Source organism: Arthrobacter sp. ISL-95 (assembly GCF_018613695.1).
Taxonomy (GTDB): Bacteria; Actinomycetota; Actinomycetes; order Actinomycetales; family Micrococcaceae; genus Arthrobacter.
Genome location: NZ_JAGGPR010000005.1, coordinates 375,729 through 391,305, shown reverse-complemented (window position 1 = coordinate 391,305; position 15,577 = coordinate 375,729). Strand labels below are relative to the sequence as shown.

Sequence of the window (15,577 nt, the reverse complement as noted above, 5' to 3'; positions counted from 1 at the left end):
CAGGCCTTAGGCGTTGCTCACAATCCACGCCGTGGTGTCCGAAGGCAGCTTGCCGTCCTCCAGCGGGCCGCTGGATACCACCACGTTTCCGTCAGGAAGCTCTACAGGCTCGCTGCCGAAGTTGGTCACCGTGTGCCAGCCACCGGGGCGGCTGAAGTGCAGCACATCCTGGTTGCCGGTCTCCACCCACTGAAGTTCCTCGTCGGTATGGAGTTCGCTGCGCAGGCTCAGTGCCTTCCGGTAAAGCTCCAGGGTGGAACCTTCCACGCCCTCTTGCTTGGACACGGCGTAGTCCTTGAACCACTCCGGCTGTGGGAGGTGTGCTTTAGCCGCACCGAAACCGAAGGACGGACCTTCCCCGGTCCACGGCAGCGGCACGCGGCAACCATCCCGGCCAATTTCGACGCCGGGGTTGCGGAAGAAGGACGGGTCCTGGCGTTCGGAATCAGGAATTTCCGCGACTTCACGCAAACCGAGCTCTTCCCCTTGGTAGAGGTAGGCAGATCCGGGGAGCGCCAGCAGCAAGAGCGTTGCGGCGCGTGCACGACGCAAGCCGAGTTCGACGTCGAGCTCCTCAGCCGGGGCACCGGCCAGCAGCCAGCCCTTGCCGTCCTGGCCCTTGGGCTTGCCGCCGGTGATGTCCTGCGCCGCGTTGGTTCCCTGCGCTACGGAACCACCCTTGGGCAGGCCGTAGCGGGTGGCGTGACGGACGACGTCGTGGTTGGAGAAAACCCACGTGGACGATGCTCCGGATTCCTTGGCCGCCACCAGGTTGTCCGTGATGATTTTCCTGAACGAGGAAGCATCGTAGTCAGACTGCAAGAGGTCGAAATTGAAGGCCTGGCCCAGTCCTTCGGGGCTGGCGTAACGGGCGCGGCGGGACTCGTGGACCCAGGCCTCGGCGACGGCGGTGCGCGGCGGGTTGTACTCGTTGAAGAGTTTGCGCCACTCGGCGTAGACCTCGTGCACTTCGTCGCGGTCCCAGAACGGGTGGGAGCCGTCGGTGAAGCCGTCCGTACCGTGGGCCTTGGCTTCGAGGTCTGCTTTCATGGGCAAGGGTTCGGACAGGTCCTTGGCCATGCCGTGGGCTACGTCGATCCTGAAACCGTCCACGCCACGATCCGACCAGAAGCGCAGCGTCTTCAGGAAGTCTTCCCGGATTTCCGGGTTCTCCCAGTTGAAGTCCGGCTGCTCTTTGGCAAAGATGTGCAGGTACCACTGGCCGGGCGTGCCGTCAGGCTCGGTGATCCGCTCCCAGATGGGACCGCCGAAGACGGAGTCCCAGTCCGACGGCGGCAGCTCGCCGTTCTCGCCCCGGCCCTCGCGGAAGATGTAACGGTCGCGTGCCGCGGAACCCTTGGGCGAGGCCAGCGCTTCCTTGAACCATTCGTGGCGGTCCGAGGAATGGTTGGGAACAATGTCCACCACGATCTTGATGCCTGCGGCGTGCAGAGCTGCAGCCATCTCATCGAAGTCCTCAAGGGTTCCCAGCTTCGGGTCAACATTGCGGTAGTCGTCCACATCGTAGCCGCCGTCCGCGAGCGCCGATGGATAAAACGGACTCAGCCAGACGGCGTCGATACCCAGCTCTTTCAGGTACGGGACTTTGGCCGTGATGCCCTTGATGTCTCCGAGACCATCACCATTCGCGTCGTAGAAGCTGCGCGGGTAGATCTGGTAGACAGCCGCTTGGCGCCACCAGTTCGGATCGGACGTGCGGTCTGCGTCGGTTCGGTGTGCCTGAGTGGCGGAAGTGCTCACGAAACTCCTTTGATTTAGTATCTAAATTTATCTTCGGGACCAGTATGAAACGCCGGTCCAGTGAAGGTCAACAATGGTCAGCCCTTTACAGCGCCCTGCGTCACACCGGCCATGACCCACCGCTGGGTGAACAGGTAGGCAACGATCGCCGGCGCCATAGCCATTAAGTAAGACGCGAAGGACACGTGATAGTTGTTGCTGAACTGCGTTTGGAATAGGTTCTGCCGTACGGGAAGCGTCTGCATGGCCGGATCGGAAATAATCAGCGACGGCATCATGAAGTCATTCCATGCGTAGAGGAAAGCGAAGATCCCCACGGTGGCACTCATCGGCGCCAGGAGCGGGAAAATCAGCTTCCAAAAGGTTTGCCACGTAGTTGCGCCGTCGATCCTTGCGCTCTCCTCCAGTTCCATCGGGATGGAGCGGAGAAATGCCGTGAAGAGCAGCACGCTGAAGCTCAACTGGAACATGGTGGCCAACAGAATGACGCCGAAAGGGTTGTCCAGGCCGAGGCGGCCTGTGAGCTGGATCTGCGGCAGCGCAACCACGGGGAACGGAATGAACATAGCCCCCAGCAGGTAGAAGAACGAGTACCTGAACAGCCGCCGTTCCCAATTCCGCACTATCGCATAGGAGGCGAAAGCGGCCAGCACGATCGTGGCAAGAACGGTCCCGGCCGTCACCAGCAAAGACATGGCGGCACCCACCGGAAAGTTCGTCAACGTCCATGCTTGGACGAAGCCGTCAAGACTGAGCGGGGCAGGGAAGGAAAAGGCGTTGCCATCCACAGCCTGTCCTTGGGTCTTGAACGCCATGGAGACCGTGACGTACAAGGGCAGGAGCACTGTCACCGCGCAAAGAACCAGGACGGTGGTTGCCGGCCAGTTCACGCGTTCAACTGTGGAGCCGGATTTTTTGGTCATCACTTTGTTGGTCATGGATTCGTTGGTCATTACAGTGCATTCCGTCCGCGAGTCAGCGAGAGCTGCAGGAGAGAGATCAAGATGGCCACCACGAAGAAGATGGTGGCGTTGGCCATCTGGTAGGCGTAGTCGCCGCCGTTGAAGCCGGAGATGACGGTCATGGCGATGCTCCGGGTAGAGGTTCCCGGGCCTCCGTTGGTCAAACCAACGATGATGTCGTAGGCGTTGAGGAAGCCCTTGAAGCCGAGAATGATGTTGATCACCACGTAACCGGCCACCAGTGGGAGGGTGATCTTCACCAGTTGCTGGAATTTACTTGCGCCGTCAATTTCAGCGGCTTCGTAGACGTCTCCGGGCACCGCCACAAGACCGGCAATGTAGATGAGCAGGGCCCCTGGAACTGCCTGCCAGGCCGTGACCAGCACGATTGCTATCCACGCCAAGTCAGGGTTGGCGAGCAAGCTGCTTTCCAGCCATGGAATACCTGCAGCAGTACCCAGGGAGGGCAGGGAGTTCGAAAACAGGAAGTTGAAGACGTAGGCGATGATGATGCCGGAGACCACCATGGGGATCACGAAAACGGTCCGCAGGGCTGATTTCATCCGGATGCGCGAGGTCAGGCCGACGGCAAGCAGGAAAGCGACAACGTTCACGGCAATCACTGTGACGATGGAGAACCCGAAGGTGAAGAGGTAACTCTGCAGAATGGCCGGGTCGCTGAATATTGCGATGTAGTTGGTCAGGCCGATGAACTCCCAGTCGCCGATGCCAATGGAGTCCGTGAAGCTGAAGAAGATGCCAATGATGCCGGGGATGGTGATGGCCAGGGTGAAAAGGATGAGGCTGGGCACCAGGAAGAGGTAGAAGATGGGCTCAACGCCCCGTTTCCTGCGCTGGTTTTGGGGACTCTGAGTTTGGCGGCTTTGCGGTTGGGAACTCCGGGTTTGGCGGTTCTTCCCGGAGGTGGTGGCTGGGGTGCTGATGCTGGACATGTGTCTGACTCCCTATGGTCTGCACTACTGGCGGAAGGCCAGGCGCGCCCAATCTGCGTCGAGGGTACGGAGGGTGGCTGCAGGGGACGCGCCGAACACGATTGCCTGCGTGTAGTTCATGATGGGGATGGTCCGGGGAACCAGCACCGATGGGCCCTGGTACACCTTGGCCTCGTTGTAGTACTCCACCATTCCTTCAACCCGGGGATCTGGAACGTTGGCCGAATCCTTGGTGGGCGTGAAGCCCAGCTGGGATTTGTTGTAGGCATCAATCACCTCGGGCCGGTACAGGAACTCAAGGAAGTCGCGCGCAGCGTCCTTATGTTTGGAAGCTTCCGGAATCCACGCCGCGAGGTCTACATTGACGCGGACGCGCAAGTCCTCGGGGTCCTCAGTCATCGGCAGCGGGAAGGTTCCGAGCTTCAAGTCCGGGGCGGTCTTGGCGATCTCACTGAACGCCCACGGGCCTTGCAGATACATCGCCGCCTTGCCCTGTGAGAACGCCAGGTTGCCATCGCCATACGCCCGGCTTGCAGCGTCCTTGTTCACGTAGCCCTTTGCCAGCGTCAACATCTTCTGGACGGGCTGATCAAAGTCCTTTTGGAAAGACGCCGAAGACTCCGGGCCGACGTCCACACCTTCAGCGTCCAGCTTCTTGAAGAAGGCAAGGGTGTCCAACTGGCCGCCTACTGAATAGTCGAACCACCCTTGGGCGATGGTCCAGTCATCCTTCCATGTGGCATAAAACGGTGTTACCCCTGCCGCTTTCAGTGCTTCGCACGCTGCGATCAATTCGCTCCAAGTGGTGGGCACCGCAATGTTGTGGGCAGCGAAGATTTCCTTGTTGTAGATCACGGAGGATGCCATGACCGAGTACGGCAGGGCACTGGTCCGCCCCGGATAGGAACCGTACTGATCCATGAGCGGCTTGAGGTCCTCGCGGATGCGGGAGGCCGCTTCAGTTCCTGACAGATCGCTCAACGCTCCGCGTTGGACGAACCGGGACGTTTCCATGTTGTAGTTGGCGAGCGCAATGTCCGGCGGATTGCCGCGAACGAAACTCGCGGACACGACGTCGACGCCGGAAGTGTCGAGGACCACCTCGGTGTCATCCTGGGAAGCGTTGTAGTCGGCAACCAGTTTGGTCATGAAACCAATGGCTTCCCGTTTGCTGAAGGTGAAGCGGATGGTCGCCTTGCGCGTATCTCCCGAGCCCGAATCTCCGGTGCAGCCTGAAAGAAGGCCGGCTACCAGCGCCAAGCCCAACCCCATCGCTGCTAAGTGTTTCCTGCGTGTTATTTTCACCGACGCCGTAGCCCTTTCGTCTTGCGGACCTCAATGGCCGCCTTGCATCGTGCAGTGGAGCGGTGCAGCGCCACCCGAAGTTTAGATAGGCGGTAAATTTATTACCTATCGCTAACCATGGTGAGTGATCTCTGACACAGCGTCAAGCGATCGGGGAAATGCGTCGTCATCTAAATTTATGCACTAAATTTAGAGAGACCGCCCTATCATTCCGCTGGACGGCTGAAGAATGGGAGTCAACGAATGCAGCCCGGGACCGCACCGTCAACGCAACTGGTACGCAGGGTGAACGCCAGCGCAATGCTTAAGGCCATGCGCGGCGCCGGGATCGTTACGGGAACCGAACTCATGGCTGCCACCGGCCTCTCACGTGCCACCGTCATTTCCATCTGCGACGAGCTCGTCCGCCTCGGCTGGCTCCAGGAATTGGAGAACCAGCGAGGAACCGGTGACTACGTCAAGGGCAGGCCGGCGCGGCGCTTCGCTTTCGACGACAGCGCTGCAAGCGTGATCGGGATCGACATAGGCGCCAACAAGATCACGGCGATCGTGGCTGACATGGCCGGAACGGCCCTATCCCAGGTGACGATGCCGTTCCGCGCCTACAACGTCCCGGCCGATGAACGCGCAGACGTATTGGACCGGATCGCGGCCGATGCCTTGGAGAAGGCCGGCGTTTCCGCAGATTCCGTCCTCGCCGTATCTGTTGGCGTGGCCGCCCCGGTCAGCCGTCAGGGCGAGGTCCTCACGGCCCAGGAGTTCTGGAAATCCTTTGATGTGCGCCGGATCGTGTCCGAGCGCCACGGGTGGCAAGTTCTCCTGGAAAACGACGCCAACCTCGCAGCCCTCGCAGAACGCTGGCAGGGCAGCGCGCAGGGCGTAGACAACCTCGTGGTCATGCTCGCCGGCGATCGTCTGGGGTCCGGCATCCTGGAATCAGGCCGTTTGCTCCATGGGCAGGTCGGCGGCTTCGGTGAGCTGGGATACCTGGACAACGTGGACGGGGTGGGTGACACCTACGGAATCGCCCACTATGCCACATTGTGGGGCCGGGAAGTCCTTGACTCGGGCGCGGAAACAACGCTGCGCGCACTATGCGACGGCAATCCCCAATCCCTGACCGCAGAGATGGTCTTCAGGGCAGCAGCGGAAGGCGACCCGGCAGCCTGTGAGGTCCTGGACCGCATGGCGCACCGCATGGCCCGGGTCATCGGCTCCATCAGCACGTTGGTCAATCCGGAGCTTGTGGTCATTGCCGGAGCCGTCGCAGCATCTGCCCATGCCCTGCTCCCGGCCATGGAAAAGCAGGTGCAGGAGTTCACCTTCACTCCCCCGCGCTTGGCAACTTCCGAACTCGGAGACGGCATAGTGTCTCTCGGTGCAATCCGCCATGCCCTGGACTACGTGGAAGAGCATGCGCTGGACCTCTACCCGGCATCATTGCCACAGCCGGTGACAACGGGCTGATCCGGCCTGAATCAGAGTCGGCACTGACCTAGTCCGGCATCGACATCGTCCGCAGGTCCAGTTGGCGGAGTACCCTGTCAGCTACTTCCGGATCGGTGCCTGGCTCGTTACGGGCTGCCACCACTTCCTGACGGGCAGCATCGAGGGCGATGGTCTGTACGGCAATGGACAGTTCCCGCCCACGCTTGCGCTTCTCGGCGGTCGTCTCATTCTGCAAAGTGCCATCCAGAAGCTCCGCGTGCAAACGACGCATCTTCTCCTTGACCAGGGCCACCTTCTCTGCCGGCAATTCCTTCATGAGGTCGTGGTCCTTCAAGGCCGCCACGGCGGCGGATTGGGCACGTCTTGCCAGTACCCGGGCTGCGTCCTGTTGGTGCGAGCTGTCCTCCGTGGCCTTGAGGACCCGCATCAGCCACGGCAGCGTGAGGCCCGGCAGGACCAGGGTGGCCAGGAGGACGGCGCAGGCAATCACCAGGATTTCGTGCCGGGCGGGGAAGTCGCTTCCATCGGGCAAGGTCATCGGCAGGGCCAACGCCAAGGCCAGCGTTGCAAGTCCCCGCATGCCGCACCAGGTCAGGATCAGCACTTCCTTGGGAGACGTTGGAAAGAGATTGCGCCGCCTGCGGGCGGTCAGGGAGAGCAAGCCCAGCCACAGGAAGCGCACCACGAACACCAGGATGCAGACCACAACGGCCATGCCGATCATCCCGAATATGGCACTGCCTTCATCACGGATCACGTGACGGATTTCCAAGCCCACCAGGCCAAAGGCCAACCCGGTTGCCAGCAACTCCACCACATCCCAGAACGCGGTGCGCGTGATGCGTTCAGCAGCGTCCTGCGGCCGCGTATGGCGCTGCAGTTCCAACGCGGTAACGACGACGGCCACCACACCTGAGGCGTGCAGTTCTTCGGCGAGGATGTAGGCGGCAAAAGGAACCACCAAAGTAACGGCGCTGCGGGCCACCATTGAGGTCACCAGTTTGGTGACGAACTTTGTCAACCAGCCCATGGCTATGCCGATCACAACAGCCAGCGCCGCGCCGATGACAAACTGCGGAATAACCTCTGGGCCCACTTCCTTGCCGGAGATCGTTGCCGCCACAGCTGCCTGGAAGATCACGATTGCCGCGGCATCGTTGAAAAGTCCTTCGCTCTGGAGGACCGTAATGAGCCGCCGGGGCATGTGCACGCGGCCCGCCACGGATTCCACCGCAACGGGGTCCGGAGGTGCCACCATGGCACCCAGCGCGATCGCGGCGGGAATGCCAATGCCTGGGATCATGAGCCAGGCAGCGCCGGCCACTACAGCGGTGGACACCACCACCAAGGCCACAGCCATCAGGAGAAGTGTCCGCCAGCGTACGCGGAAAACCGCCCAGGAACTCTTCTGCGCCGTAGCGAACAGCAAAGGCGGAAGGAAAATGGGCAGGATCAGCTCGGGCGAGATCTCAAACTCCGGGAAACCCGGAATGAAGGTGAGTCCAACAGCCAGAAGAAGCATGAGGACCGGGTAGGGAAGCCGAAGCCTGTCCCCCAAGCCCACCGCAACCACCGTCGCAAGCAGCAACCCGACAATGAGCGCCAACTGATCCACTTTCCTGCTTCCCCTGAAGTTGCACGGCACTTCCCCAGGCCCAAGCCGAAAAAGTTCCCTACCAACATATCCCGGTGAGGGGGTATATCAGGCTCTGCAAGCACCTACCACTGCCCGGTTGAACGCCCGCGCACTGGCACGAGCTCCTGAACCGAAGGGTCCGGGTCAGCCTTCCGTGAGGGCGTCCACCACGTCCTTGGTTCCATCTTTGAACGCGATGGTCCGGTGGATGGTGCCCGGCAGCTCCAGCACTGCTGCCGTGACCAAGGCAACATTGGCCCTCGAGGTCTCCGTACCGTTGCCGGGGTTCTCCGGGTCAGTCTGGATCAAGCCCGTGGCAGGCTCGTCGGTCAGGGTTCCCGGGCCCAGGACGGTCCAATCCAGATCGGTAGCGCGAAGGTAGTCATCTGCGGCCGCTTTGGCCTCGGCGTAGGCAAAGAACGGGTTGTCCGCGGGCACTCCGTGGTCCTTCGCGGCGCCAATGTAGGACACCATCACGTACCGCTTGACGCCTGCCTCGGCCGCAGCGTCCATGGAGCGGATGGCAGCGTCACGATCAACGGCATAGGTCCTGGCAGGATTCCCCCCGCCGGCTCCGGCTGACCAGACCACGGCGTCGTGGCCTTGGAAAGCTTTGGCGAGTTCCGTCGTCGTCGAATTTTCCACATCCAGCACCTCAGCAGAGGCGCCGGTGTCCGTGACGTCTGCCACATGATCGGGATTTCGAATGAAAGACGTGACGTCGTGACCTTCGCCACTGAGAATGCGGGACAGATGCAGGGCCACTTTCCCGTGGCCGCCAATGATTGCGATTCGGCTCATGGACCCATTCTGTCCTACCAAACGAAAAAAGACCCCGCAGGCGAAAGCTGCGGGGTCTTGCTCTGTAGCGGTGGGGAGGCTCGATCTCCCGACCTCACGATTATGAGTCGTGCGCTCTAACCAACTGAGCTACACCGCCACGAATGAGAAAAACCTGTGTCAAGCCGGTCAAAAACCGCCTTGACACAGGCCCTCATCCAGAGCCCCCCACCGGAATCGATCCGGTGACCTCGTTCTTACCAAGAACGCGCTCTACCACTGAGCTAGGGGGGCAACGAGTAAATACTCTACCGGACGTTTTCAGAAGCTACAAATCGGCGAAAAAACGCGGAAAAACGGCGCCGACACAATTTGCGAAGACGCATGTTTCCTGATCTATTTTCGCTTCTTTCGGCGGGTGGAATCAGGGAAGCCTGAGCACCTGTCCGGGGTAGATCCGGTCCGGATTGGGCACAGTGTCCGCGTTGGTGGCGATCAGCGGCCCGAGGTCAACGCCGTACTGCGCAGCGATCCCACTCATAGTGTCGCCCTGCTCGACCACAACCTCCGTGACCCTCGGTGCCACTGGTCCTGGCTGCCCCGTCCCTGCAGCAGCCTCAGCGGCGGCTTCCTCCGCTTGCGGGCGGACTTCCGGAGCCTCAGGATCCAAGCCCTCATTCGCGGCCTCCTGCGCTGCTGCAGCGTCCGCAGCCGCCTGCTGCCGGGTGGCCTGAGCGGCTGCAGCTTCCGCCGCGTCCTGATCCGATGCCTTAACCTCGACGGCGGCAGCATCCTCCACTGCCTGATCCTCCGCAGTCCGGCCAACCGGAGCCGCCTCGCGTTTTTCCTCAGCTCCCTTGCCGCCGAAGCCCAGGTTCTTCCTCACGTTGTCCAGCAATCCCATGGAGCACCCTCTTGTGTTCTGCTTGCGTTAAGCCGTGTCTTTAAGCCGTGCCTCGATCGTACGGCGACGTGATGTCCCATGGAACCCGCTCTTGTTCGATCTCCCCGCAGTACAACTGCGCGAACCACGAACAGGCCCGGGAGTGAGGAGTAATGAGTGAGGCGTTAAACACGTCAGGGGGTCGGCTCGAAAGCCGACCCCCTGACGGGAACTACTTAGTGATGCCCACTCAGGAAGTGGTTATCACCAGCGAGTGTTTACCACTTGCGGGTGTTTACCATTTGCCCTTGCGGTTGAAGTCGCGGTTGCTGCCTTCGCCGCCGGTGCGGGGCTTGCGGGCGCCGTCACCGTGACCGCCGAAGCGGGATCCGCTGGCCTGTCCACGGTCGCGGTCGCCGAAGCTGCCTGCGGTGCGCTCTGAACGGTCGCTGTAGGAGCGGCCGCCGCGGTCTGCCGAGGTACGCTCGCCGTCGGACTTGCGGAAGTCCTTCTTGAAGCCACCGGCACCCTTGAAGTTTCCGCCGCCACGGTTTTCGCGGTCGCCATAGCCACCACGTCCACCGCCCTGGTAGCTGCCACGATCGCCACTGGGCTTGCGCCCGTTGTCCAGCTCAAGGTTGATCAGCTCGCCACCGATGCGTGTGCGGGAGAGAGCGCGCAACTGATCCGCGCTCAGGTCTGCGGGGAGCTCCACCAAGGAGTGGTCCGAGCGGATGTCGATTCCACCGATCTGTGCGGAGGAGATGCCACCTTCGTTGGCAATGGCGCCAACGATCGAACCCGGCATGACGCGCTGACGGCGTCCCACGGAGATGCGGTAAGTGGCGTTGCCCTCGGTGAGTGTACGGGTGGGGCCACGGGAGCCGAAGCCGTCCTTGGAACGCTCGCGCTTCTGGTATTCAGGAGCTGCAGGCAGTTCCTTGACCAGCAAGGGCTGTCCACCTTGAGCCATCACGGCCAAGGCTGCAGCGATCTCGGAGGCCGGCACGTTGTGCTCTTCCTCGTAAGAAGAGATGAGGTCACGGAACGCTGCAACATCCTCGGACTCAAGGGTCTCCGTGATGCGCTCGGCGAACTTGCCAAGGCGCAGCGTGTTGACGGTCTCAGCGGTGGGCAGGTGCATCTGCTCCACCGGCTGACGCGTGGCCTTTTCGATGGAACGCAGCAGGTACTTCTCACGCGGCGTCATGAAGAGGATGGCGTCACCGGAACGGCCTGCACGGCCCGTGCGCCCAATGCGGTGCACATAGGACTCGGTGTCGTGGGGGATGTCGTAGTTGATCACGTGGCTGATGCGCTCAACGTCAAGGCCACGGGCCGCGACGTCGGTAGCAACCAGGATGTCGATGCGGCCTTCCTTCAGTGCCTCAACAGTGCGTTCGCGCTGCTGCTGCGGGATGTCGCCGTTGATGGCGGCAGCCTGGAAGCCGCGGGCCTTGAGCTTGTCCGCAAGATCCTCGGTAGCCATCTTGGTGCGAACGAAGGCGATGACGCCGTCGAACTCTTCAACCTCAAGAATGCGGGTGAGGGCATCGAGCTTGTGCGGGCCCATGACCTGAAGGTAGCGCTGCTTGGTGTTGGCGCCTGTGGTGGTCTTGGACTTCACCGAGATCTCGGCCGGGTTGTTCAAGTACTGCTTGGACATGCGGCGGATCTGGCCCGGCATGGTGGCAGAGAACAACGCAACCTGGCGGGTTTCAGGAGTCTGCTGGAAGATCTGCTCCACGTCATCGGCAAAGCCCATGCGCAGCATCTCGTCAGCTTCGTCCAGTACCAGGTACTGGAGCTCGGACAGGTCCAGGGAACCCTTGGCAATGTGGTCGATCACACGGCCGGGGGTGCCCACAACAACCTGTGCACCGCGGCGCAGGCCGGCGAGCTGGGGACCGTAAGCGGAGCCACCATAAACCGGGAGGACGGTGAAGTCATCAATGTGCTTGGCGTAGGAGGTGAAAGCCTCTGCCACCTGAAGGGCAAGTTCACGCGTCGGAGCCAGGACCAGGGCCTGGGTCTTGCGGGACGGGCCGTTGAGGTCGTGGAGTTCAGCCAGGCGGGACAGCGCAGGAACAGCAAAAGCTGCGGTCTTGCCGGTACCGGTCTGGGCGAGGCCAACAACGTCGCGGCCTTCGAGGAGCAGCGGAATGGTGGCCGCCTGAATGGGGGACGGCTTTTCGTAGCCGACATCCTGCAGGGCGGCCAGAACGCGTCCGTCGATGCCAAGATCGACGAAGCGGACGCCTTCTTCTTCCTCTTCTTCTGCCTTCGGGGCAGGAGCTTCGGTGAAGGCGGGGGCTGCAGTCTGAGCTGCAGGAGTCTCGACGGGGGCAGCGGCAGCAGCCGGTGCTTCAGCTTCGGCGGGAACGGAGGTCTCTGCTACAGCAGCGGACTCGGGGGTCGCTGCATCAGCGGACTCGGCGGTCTCTACATCAGCGGCCTGGGCGTCGAAGTTTTCGTTGAGATTTTCGGTCATAGGGGGAAATTCCTCATCCATAGGGCAGTCGGCGCGGCCCGGTTGGGCTTGGCCGCATTACTCGTCGCGAGAAACAGGAAAGGTGCCCTGCTTTCGCAAGAAGTCCGGCGCTATCGCAATCCCATGGCAGGACTTCCCGCTGCATCTCTTGGCTGCTATCCCAGCAGTCTGTACAGCGTTTTCTTTAGCCGGCTCTCCCTATGAAAATGCCCACACACATTTGCGGGCCCCAACACTTACCAGTCCTGCCTCAAGAATTGGGCAGGATAAAGGGATTTCCGGAGTGGGGGATATTTCAAGTGTAGGGCACAAAGGGCCCTCACCGCGACTTGAGGGACGACAAAGGCCGGGTGAGCTTGTTCACACCCGGGTCTCCAGCCGCCACGGCACCGCTTTAGAGCCCGTTTTTGCGCAATATTCTGTCGAAGACGGGGTGGTAGTCCTCCTGCAATCGGATCTCGCCGTCGGCATCGGCATCCAGGAGTATCTGCACTAGTTCCGGGGTGGGTTCGCTGAACCACTGGCCCACAGTAATGCCATGTTTGGGGACGAAGGTGCGGTGGATGTGGTCTCCTGCGGAGATGGTGCCCGTCTTGATCACCCGGAGATAGGTTCCAACCCGGCCGGCCTGCGTGAAGCGTTTCACCCATTGCGGCTCGCCGATCACCCGTTGGAAGGTTGCGCAGGGCACGCGAGGGGACGTGACTTCCAATTCCACATCCAAGCCGATCTTCCAGCGTTCGCCGATGACCGCCCCGGTGGTTTCGATTCCGGTGACGCGCAGGTTCTCGCCGAAAATCCCGGCGGGCATCTCCCGCTGCAGATCACCTGACCAATAGTCCGCATCCTCCTGCGAATACGCGTACAGGGCTTGATCTTCCCCGCCGTGATCCACCCGGTTTGCCTGCACATCCCCGTGAAGCCCAAGCTTATGAACCTTGACCGGCCCCTCCACCGGGCGCTTGTCCAAGCCAGTGACGCCCACACTCCCCGCGGGGTCGGGCAGCAGCTGGTGCACACGACAGACGGCGAGGAGGGATGCGGTGTTCATGGTCACCAGTGTACGGACGTGTGTCGCCAGTATTAAGGATCGAAACGGTAGCCCATGCCCGCTTCCGTGTGCAGGTGGCGGGGTTCGGCAGGATCCCGCTCCAGCTTCCGCCGCAGCTGGGCTATATATACGCGCAAGTACTGCGTTTCCTTCGCGTAGGCCTGCCCCCAAACCTGGGTGAGGATCTGCTGCTGGCTCACCAGCTTTCCCTTGTTCCGGACCAGCAGTTCCAGGATGTTCCATTCCGTGGGTGTCAGCCGCACTTCCTGGCCGTCCTTGACGATCTTCTTGCCCGCAAGGTCCACCATGAAGTCCTTGGTGGCCAGCGTTGGTTCCTCATGTTCGGTAACGACCCGGCGCGAGGCGACCCGAAGCCGCGCAAGCAGCTCATCCAAACCGAAAGGCTTGGTCACGTAGTCGTCCGCACCGGCGTCGAGCGCTTCAACCTTGTCCTCCGAGGCGTGCCGTGCGGACAGCACAATGATGGGCATACTGCTCCACCCACGAATGCGTCGGATGATCTCCACCCCGTCCATGTCCGGCAAGCCGAGGTCCAGCACCACGATCTCCACGGGTTGCTTGGCGGCCGCTTCCAAGGCGTCGGCGCCGTTTCCCACAGTCAGCGCCTGGTAGCCATGCGCTTGAAGTGTCACCTGCATGGCGCGGGCAATACGGGCTTCATCCTCAACGATGAGCACCAACGTCATTGCGCACCCCCGGTCCACAGCGGCAAGATGACCACCATGGTCAAGCCGCCGCCCGGCGTCGGCTCCGCAGCGAGCCTGCCGCCCATGGCCTCGCTGAACCCCTTAGCAACCGCCAGGCCCAATCCGATCCCGCCACCAGCGCTGATTCCACGTCCCGGGGACGGCGACGACGACGGCGAATCACCGAAGCGTTGGAACGGCTGGAAAATATCCACCACTTCCCTGTGCCCTACTCCCCCGCCGTGATCGATGATCCGGAGTTCGCTGGCAGGCCGGTCACCCAAGGTGATCCCCTCCCCCGTTCTGGCAGTCAGGACTACATCAGAGTCCGGCGCATATTTCACGGCGTTCTCCACAATGTTGGCCACCACGCGCTCAAGCATTCCGGCGTCGGCCTGCACCGGAGGAAGGTTGGGCGGCAGTTCATTGCGCAACCGCTCCCGGGGAACGCCCCGCAACGCCTGCGGCAGCACTTCCGCCCACACAATGCCCGACAACAGCGGATTGACCGCGTCCGCCGTAATGCGCGACATATCCAGGAGGTTGTCCACCAAGTGGTCCAAGCGGTCGGCATACTCCTCGATGGTTTCCAGCAGCTCGCGTTCCACGTCCGGCGGGAAGTTCACATCCTCCTGGCGCAGGCTGCTGACGGCGAGCTTGATCCCGGCCAACGGAGTCCGCAGGTCATGCGAGACAGCGCGCAGAATGGAGGTCCGCATCTTGTTGCCCTCTGCCAACCGCAAATTGTCCCGTCGGCTTTGCACCAACTGCTGCCGATCCCGGACGGCCACCACGAAAGCCCCGAACGCGGCCAGCATCCGTTGCTGGTGGGCTGACAATGGACCGCCCCGCAGCAGCAAGGTGTAGTGGGGATCGACGACGGCGGCATGGTCTGCGGCGGCATGGGTCACCGGCGGATTCGGGCCGGCACCCGCCAGGACACGCCACTCTGGCTGCGCACCGGCTGATGCGCCCTGCTGTGATGAACCTGGCTGCAATGAACCCAGCAGTGTCACCGCTTCCATGCCCAGGTTGCTGCGCACCTTCTCAAGGAAGGACTCCAGACTTCCATCAGAACTAAGGATGCGCAGGGCGAGCTCACTCAGTGCCGTGGCCTCGGCCCCGGAACGGGCTGCTTCCTGCGCCCTGCGGCTGGCCAGGCCCACTGCGAGCGCAACGCCGCAGGCAACCGCCAGGAAAACCACCAAGGTGAACAAAGTGGTGGGATCGGCGATGGAGAGGGAACCAACCGGGTCCGCGGAAAAGTAGTTCAGGAGGAAGCTACCCAGCACTGCGGCCACCACGGCCGGCCACAGACCACCGATAGCAGCCACCGCAACAGCTACAGCCAGTTGCAAAAGCATGATGATGGCGAAGTTGCGGAAGCCGAGGACCGTGACCATCAGTTCGATGCCGGGCGGCAACAGAACAGCCAACAACAAGCCCGTGACGACCCGTCCGCCCCCAATGCCACGGACCGGCGGGAGCCGCAGCAGCACGCCGTCGTCGCCGTTGCTGTTTGCTTCAGGTCCCGCCATGGCTACATCCTTGCATGCTTCCAAACATGGGGACTTATCCCCATTTACGGCTGTGAGCCAT

The 15,577-nt window shown here is 61.8% G+C and carries 12 protein-coding genes and 2 tRNA genes; 1 reads left to right on the top strand and 13 read right to left on the bottom strand.

Annotated elements, in window-relative coordinates; genetic code table 11:
• Positions 1-6 precede the first annotated feature (6 nt).
• From J7I86_RS07985 to J7I86_RS07970, 4 genes are all read right to left on the bottom strand, one after another.
• Complete coding sequence (locus J7I86_RS07985; protein ID WP_214818880.1) at positions 7-1,761, bottom strand: glycoside hydrolase family 13 protein; 1,755 nt, start codon at positions 1,759-1,761, stop codon at positions 7-9.
• A 77-nt stretch (positions 1,762-1,838) separates the two neighbouring features.
• The gene (locus tag J7I86_RS07980) at positions 1,839-2,714 is read right to left on the bottom strand and encodes a carbohydrate ABC transporter permease (protein WP_214818878.1); all 876 of its coding nucleotides are present in this window, start codon (positions 2,712-2,714) and stop codon (positions 1,839-1,841) included.
• Positions 2,714-3,676 (bottom strand): carbohydrate ABC transporter permease, encoded by a 963-nt coding sequence (locus J7I86_RS07975; RefSeq protein WP_214818876.1) that lies wholly within the window; start codon positions 3,674-3,676, stop codon positions 2,714-2,716. The genes J7I86_RS07980 and J7I86_RS07975 overlap by 1 nt, the downstream gene beginning before the upstream one ends.
• Positions 3,677-3,700: 24 nt before the next feature.
• Positions 3,701-4,948 carry an ABC transporter substrate-binding protein gene (locus J7I86_RS07970; protein ID WP_214818874.1) on the bottom strand — a complete coding sequence of 416 codons (1,248 nt, stop codon included), beginning with the start codon at positions 4,946-4,948 and terminating at the stop codon, positions 3,701-3,703.
• 276 nt (positions 4,949-5,224) lie between these two features.
• Between J7I86_RS07970 and J7I86_RS07965 the strand changes: the two genes are divergently transcribed.
• Complete coding sequence (locus J7I86_RS07965) at positions 5,225-6,448, top strand: ROK family protein (protein WP_214818871.1); 1,224 nt, start codon at positions 5,225-5,227, stop codon at positions 6,446-6,448.
• Between the two features lie 28 nt (positions 6,449-6,476).
• Here the strand turns inward: J7I86_RS07965 and J7I86_RS07960 are convergent, their stop codons facing one another.
• The 9 genes from J7I86_RS07960 to J7I86_RS07920 form a co-directional block, all read right to left on the bottom strand.
• Positions 6,477-8,045: a Na+/H+ antiporter gene (locus J7I86_RS07960; RefSeq protein WP_214818870.1), complete on the bottom strand. Its 1,569-nt coding sequence runs from the start codon at positions 8,043-8,045 to the stop codon at positions 6,477-6,479.
• A 165-nt stretch (positions 8,046-8,210) separates the two neighbouring features.
• Entirely contained in the window at positions 8,211-8,867 is a 657-nt protein-coding gene (locus J7I86_RS07955; protein ID WP_214818868.1) for an NAD(P)-binding oxidoreductase, read from the bottom strand.
• 65 nt (positions 8,868-8,932) lie between these two features.
• A tRNA-Met gene (locus J7I86_RS07950) sits at positions 8,933-9,006 on the bottom strand.
• A gap of 62 nt (positions 9,007-9,068) precedes the next feature.
• Positions 9,069-9,140: transfer RNA gene (locus J7I86_RS07945), tRNA-Thr, on the bottom strand.
• 130 nt (positions 9,141-9,270) lie between these two features.
• The gene (locus J7I86_RS07940) at positions 9,271-9,750 is read right to left on the bottom strand and encodes a LysM domain-containing protein (RefSeq protein WP_214818866.1); all 480 of its coding nucleotides are present in this window, start codon (positions 9,748-9,750) and stop codon (positions 9,271-9,273) included.
• Positions 9,751-10,024: 274 nt separating this feature from the next.
• Positions 10,025-12,220, bottom strand: coding sequence for a DEAD/DEAH box helicase (locus J7I86_RS07935; protein WP_214818864.1), 2,196 nt, complete (start codon positions 12,218-12,220; stop codon positions 10,025-10,027).
• A 394-nt stretch (positions 12,221-12,614) separates the two neighbouring features.
• A complete protein-coding gene (locus J7I86_RS07930) occupies positions 12,615-13,271 on the bottom strand; it encodes an MOSC domain-containing protein (RefSeq protein WP_214818862.1) in 657 nt (218 codons plus the stop codon).
• A 32-nt stretch (positions 13,272-13,303) separates the two neighbouring features.
• Positions 13,304-13,978, bottom strand: a complete 675-nt coding sequence (locus J7I86_RS07925) for a response regulator (protein WP_214818860.1) — start codon at positions 13,976-13,978, stop codon at positions 13,304-13,306.
• Positions 13,975-15,516 (bottom strand): DUF4118 domain-containing protein, encoded by a 1,542-nt coding sequence (locus tag J7I86_RS07920; RefSeq protein ID WP_214818859.1) that lies wholly within the window; start codon positions 15,514-15,516, stop codon positions 13,975-13,977. The genes J7I86_RS07925 and J7I86_RS07920 overlap by 4 nt, the downstream gene beginning before the upstream one ends.
• Between the last annotated feature and the right edge of the window lie 61 nt (positions 15,517-15,577).

What these genes read in the sequence shown, in the direction of transcription:
- J7I86_RS07980 (WP_214818878.1), bottom strand. Translation starts at nt 2,714, where the DNA reads ATGACCAACGAATCCATGACCAACAAAGTGATGACCAAAAAATCCGGC.
- J7I86_RS07975 (WP_214818876.1), bottom strand. Translation starts at nt 3,676, where the DNA reads ATGTCCAGCATCAGCACCCCAGCCACCACCTCCGGGAAGAACCGCCAA.
- J7I86_RS07970 (WP_214818874.1), bottom strand. Translation starts at nt 4,948, where the DNA reads ATGGGGTTGGGCTTGGCGCTGGTAGCCGGCCTTCTTTCAGGCTGCACC.
- J7I86_RS07965 (WP_214818871.1), top strand. Translation starts at nt 5,225, where the DNA reads ATGCAGCCCGGGACCGCACCGTCAACGCAACTGGTACGCAGGGTGAAC.
- J7I86_RS07955 (WP_214818868.1), bottom strand. Translation starts at nt 8,867, where the DNA reads ATGAGCCGAATCGCAATCATTGGCGGCCACGGGAAAGTGGCCCTGCAT.
- J7I86_RS07940 (WP_214818866.1), bottom strand. Translation starts at nt 9,750, where the DNA reads ATGGGATTGCTGGACAACGTGAGGAAGAACCTGGGCTTCGGCGGCAAG.
- J7I86_RS07935 (WP_214818864.1), bottom strand. Translation starts at nt 12,220, where the DNA reads ATGACCGAAAATCTCAACGAAAACTTCGACGCCCAGGCCGCTGATGTA.
- J7I86_RS07930 (WP_214818862.1), bottom strand. Translation starts at nt 13,271, where the DNA reads ATGAACACCGCATCCCTCCTCGCCGTCTGTCGTGTGCACCAGCTGCTG.
- J7I86_RS07925 (WP_214818860.1), bottom strand. Translation starts at nt 13,978, where the DNA reads ATGACGTTGGTGCTCATCGTTGAGGATGAAGCCCGTATTGCCCGCGCC.
- J7I86_RS07920 (WP_214818859.1), bottom strand. Translation starts at nt 15,516, where the DNA reads ATGGCGGGACCTGAAGCAAACAGCAACGGCGACGACGGCGTGCTGCTG.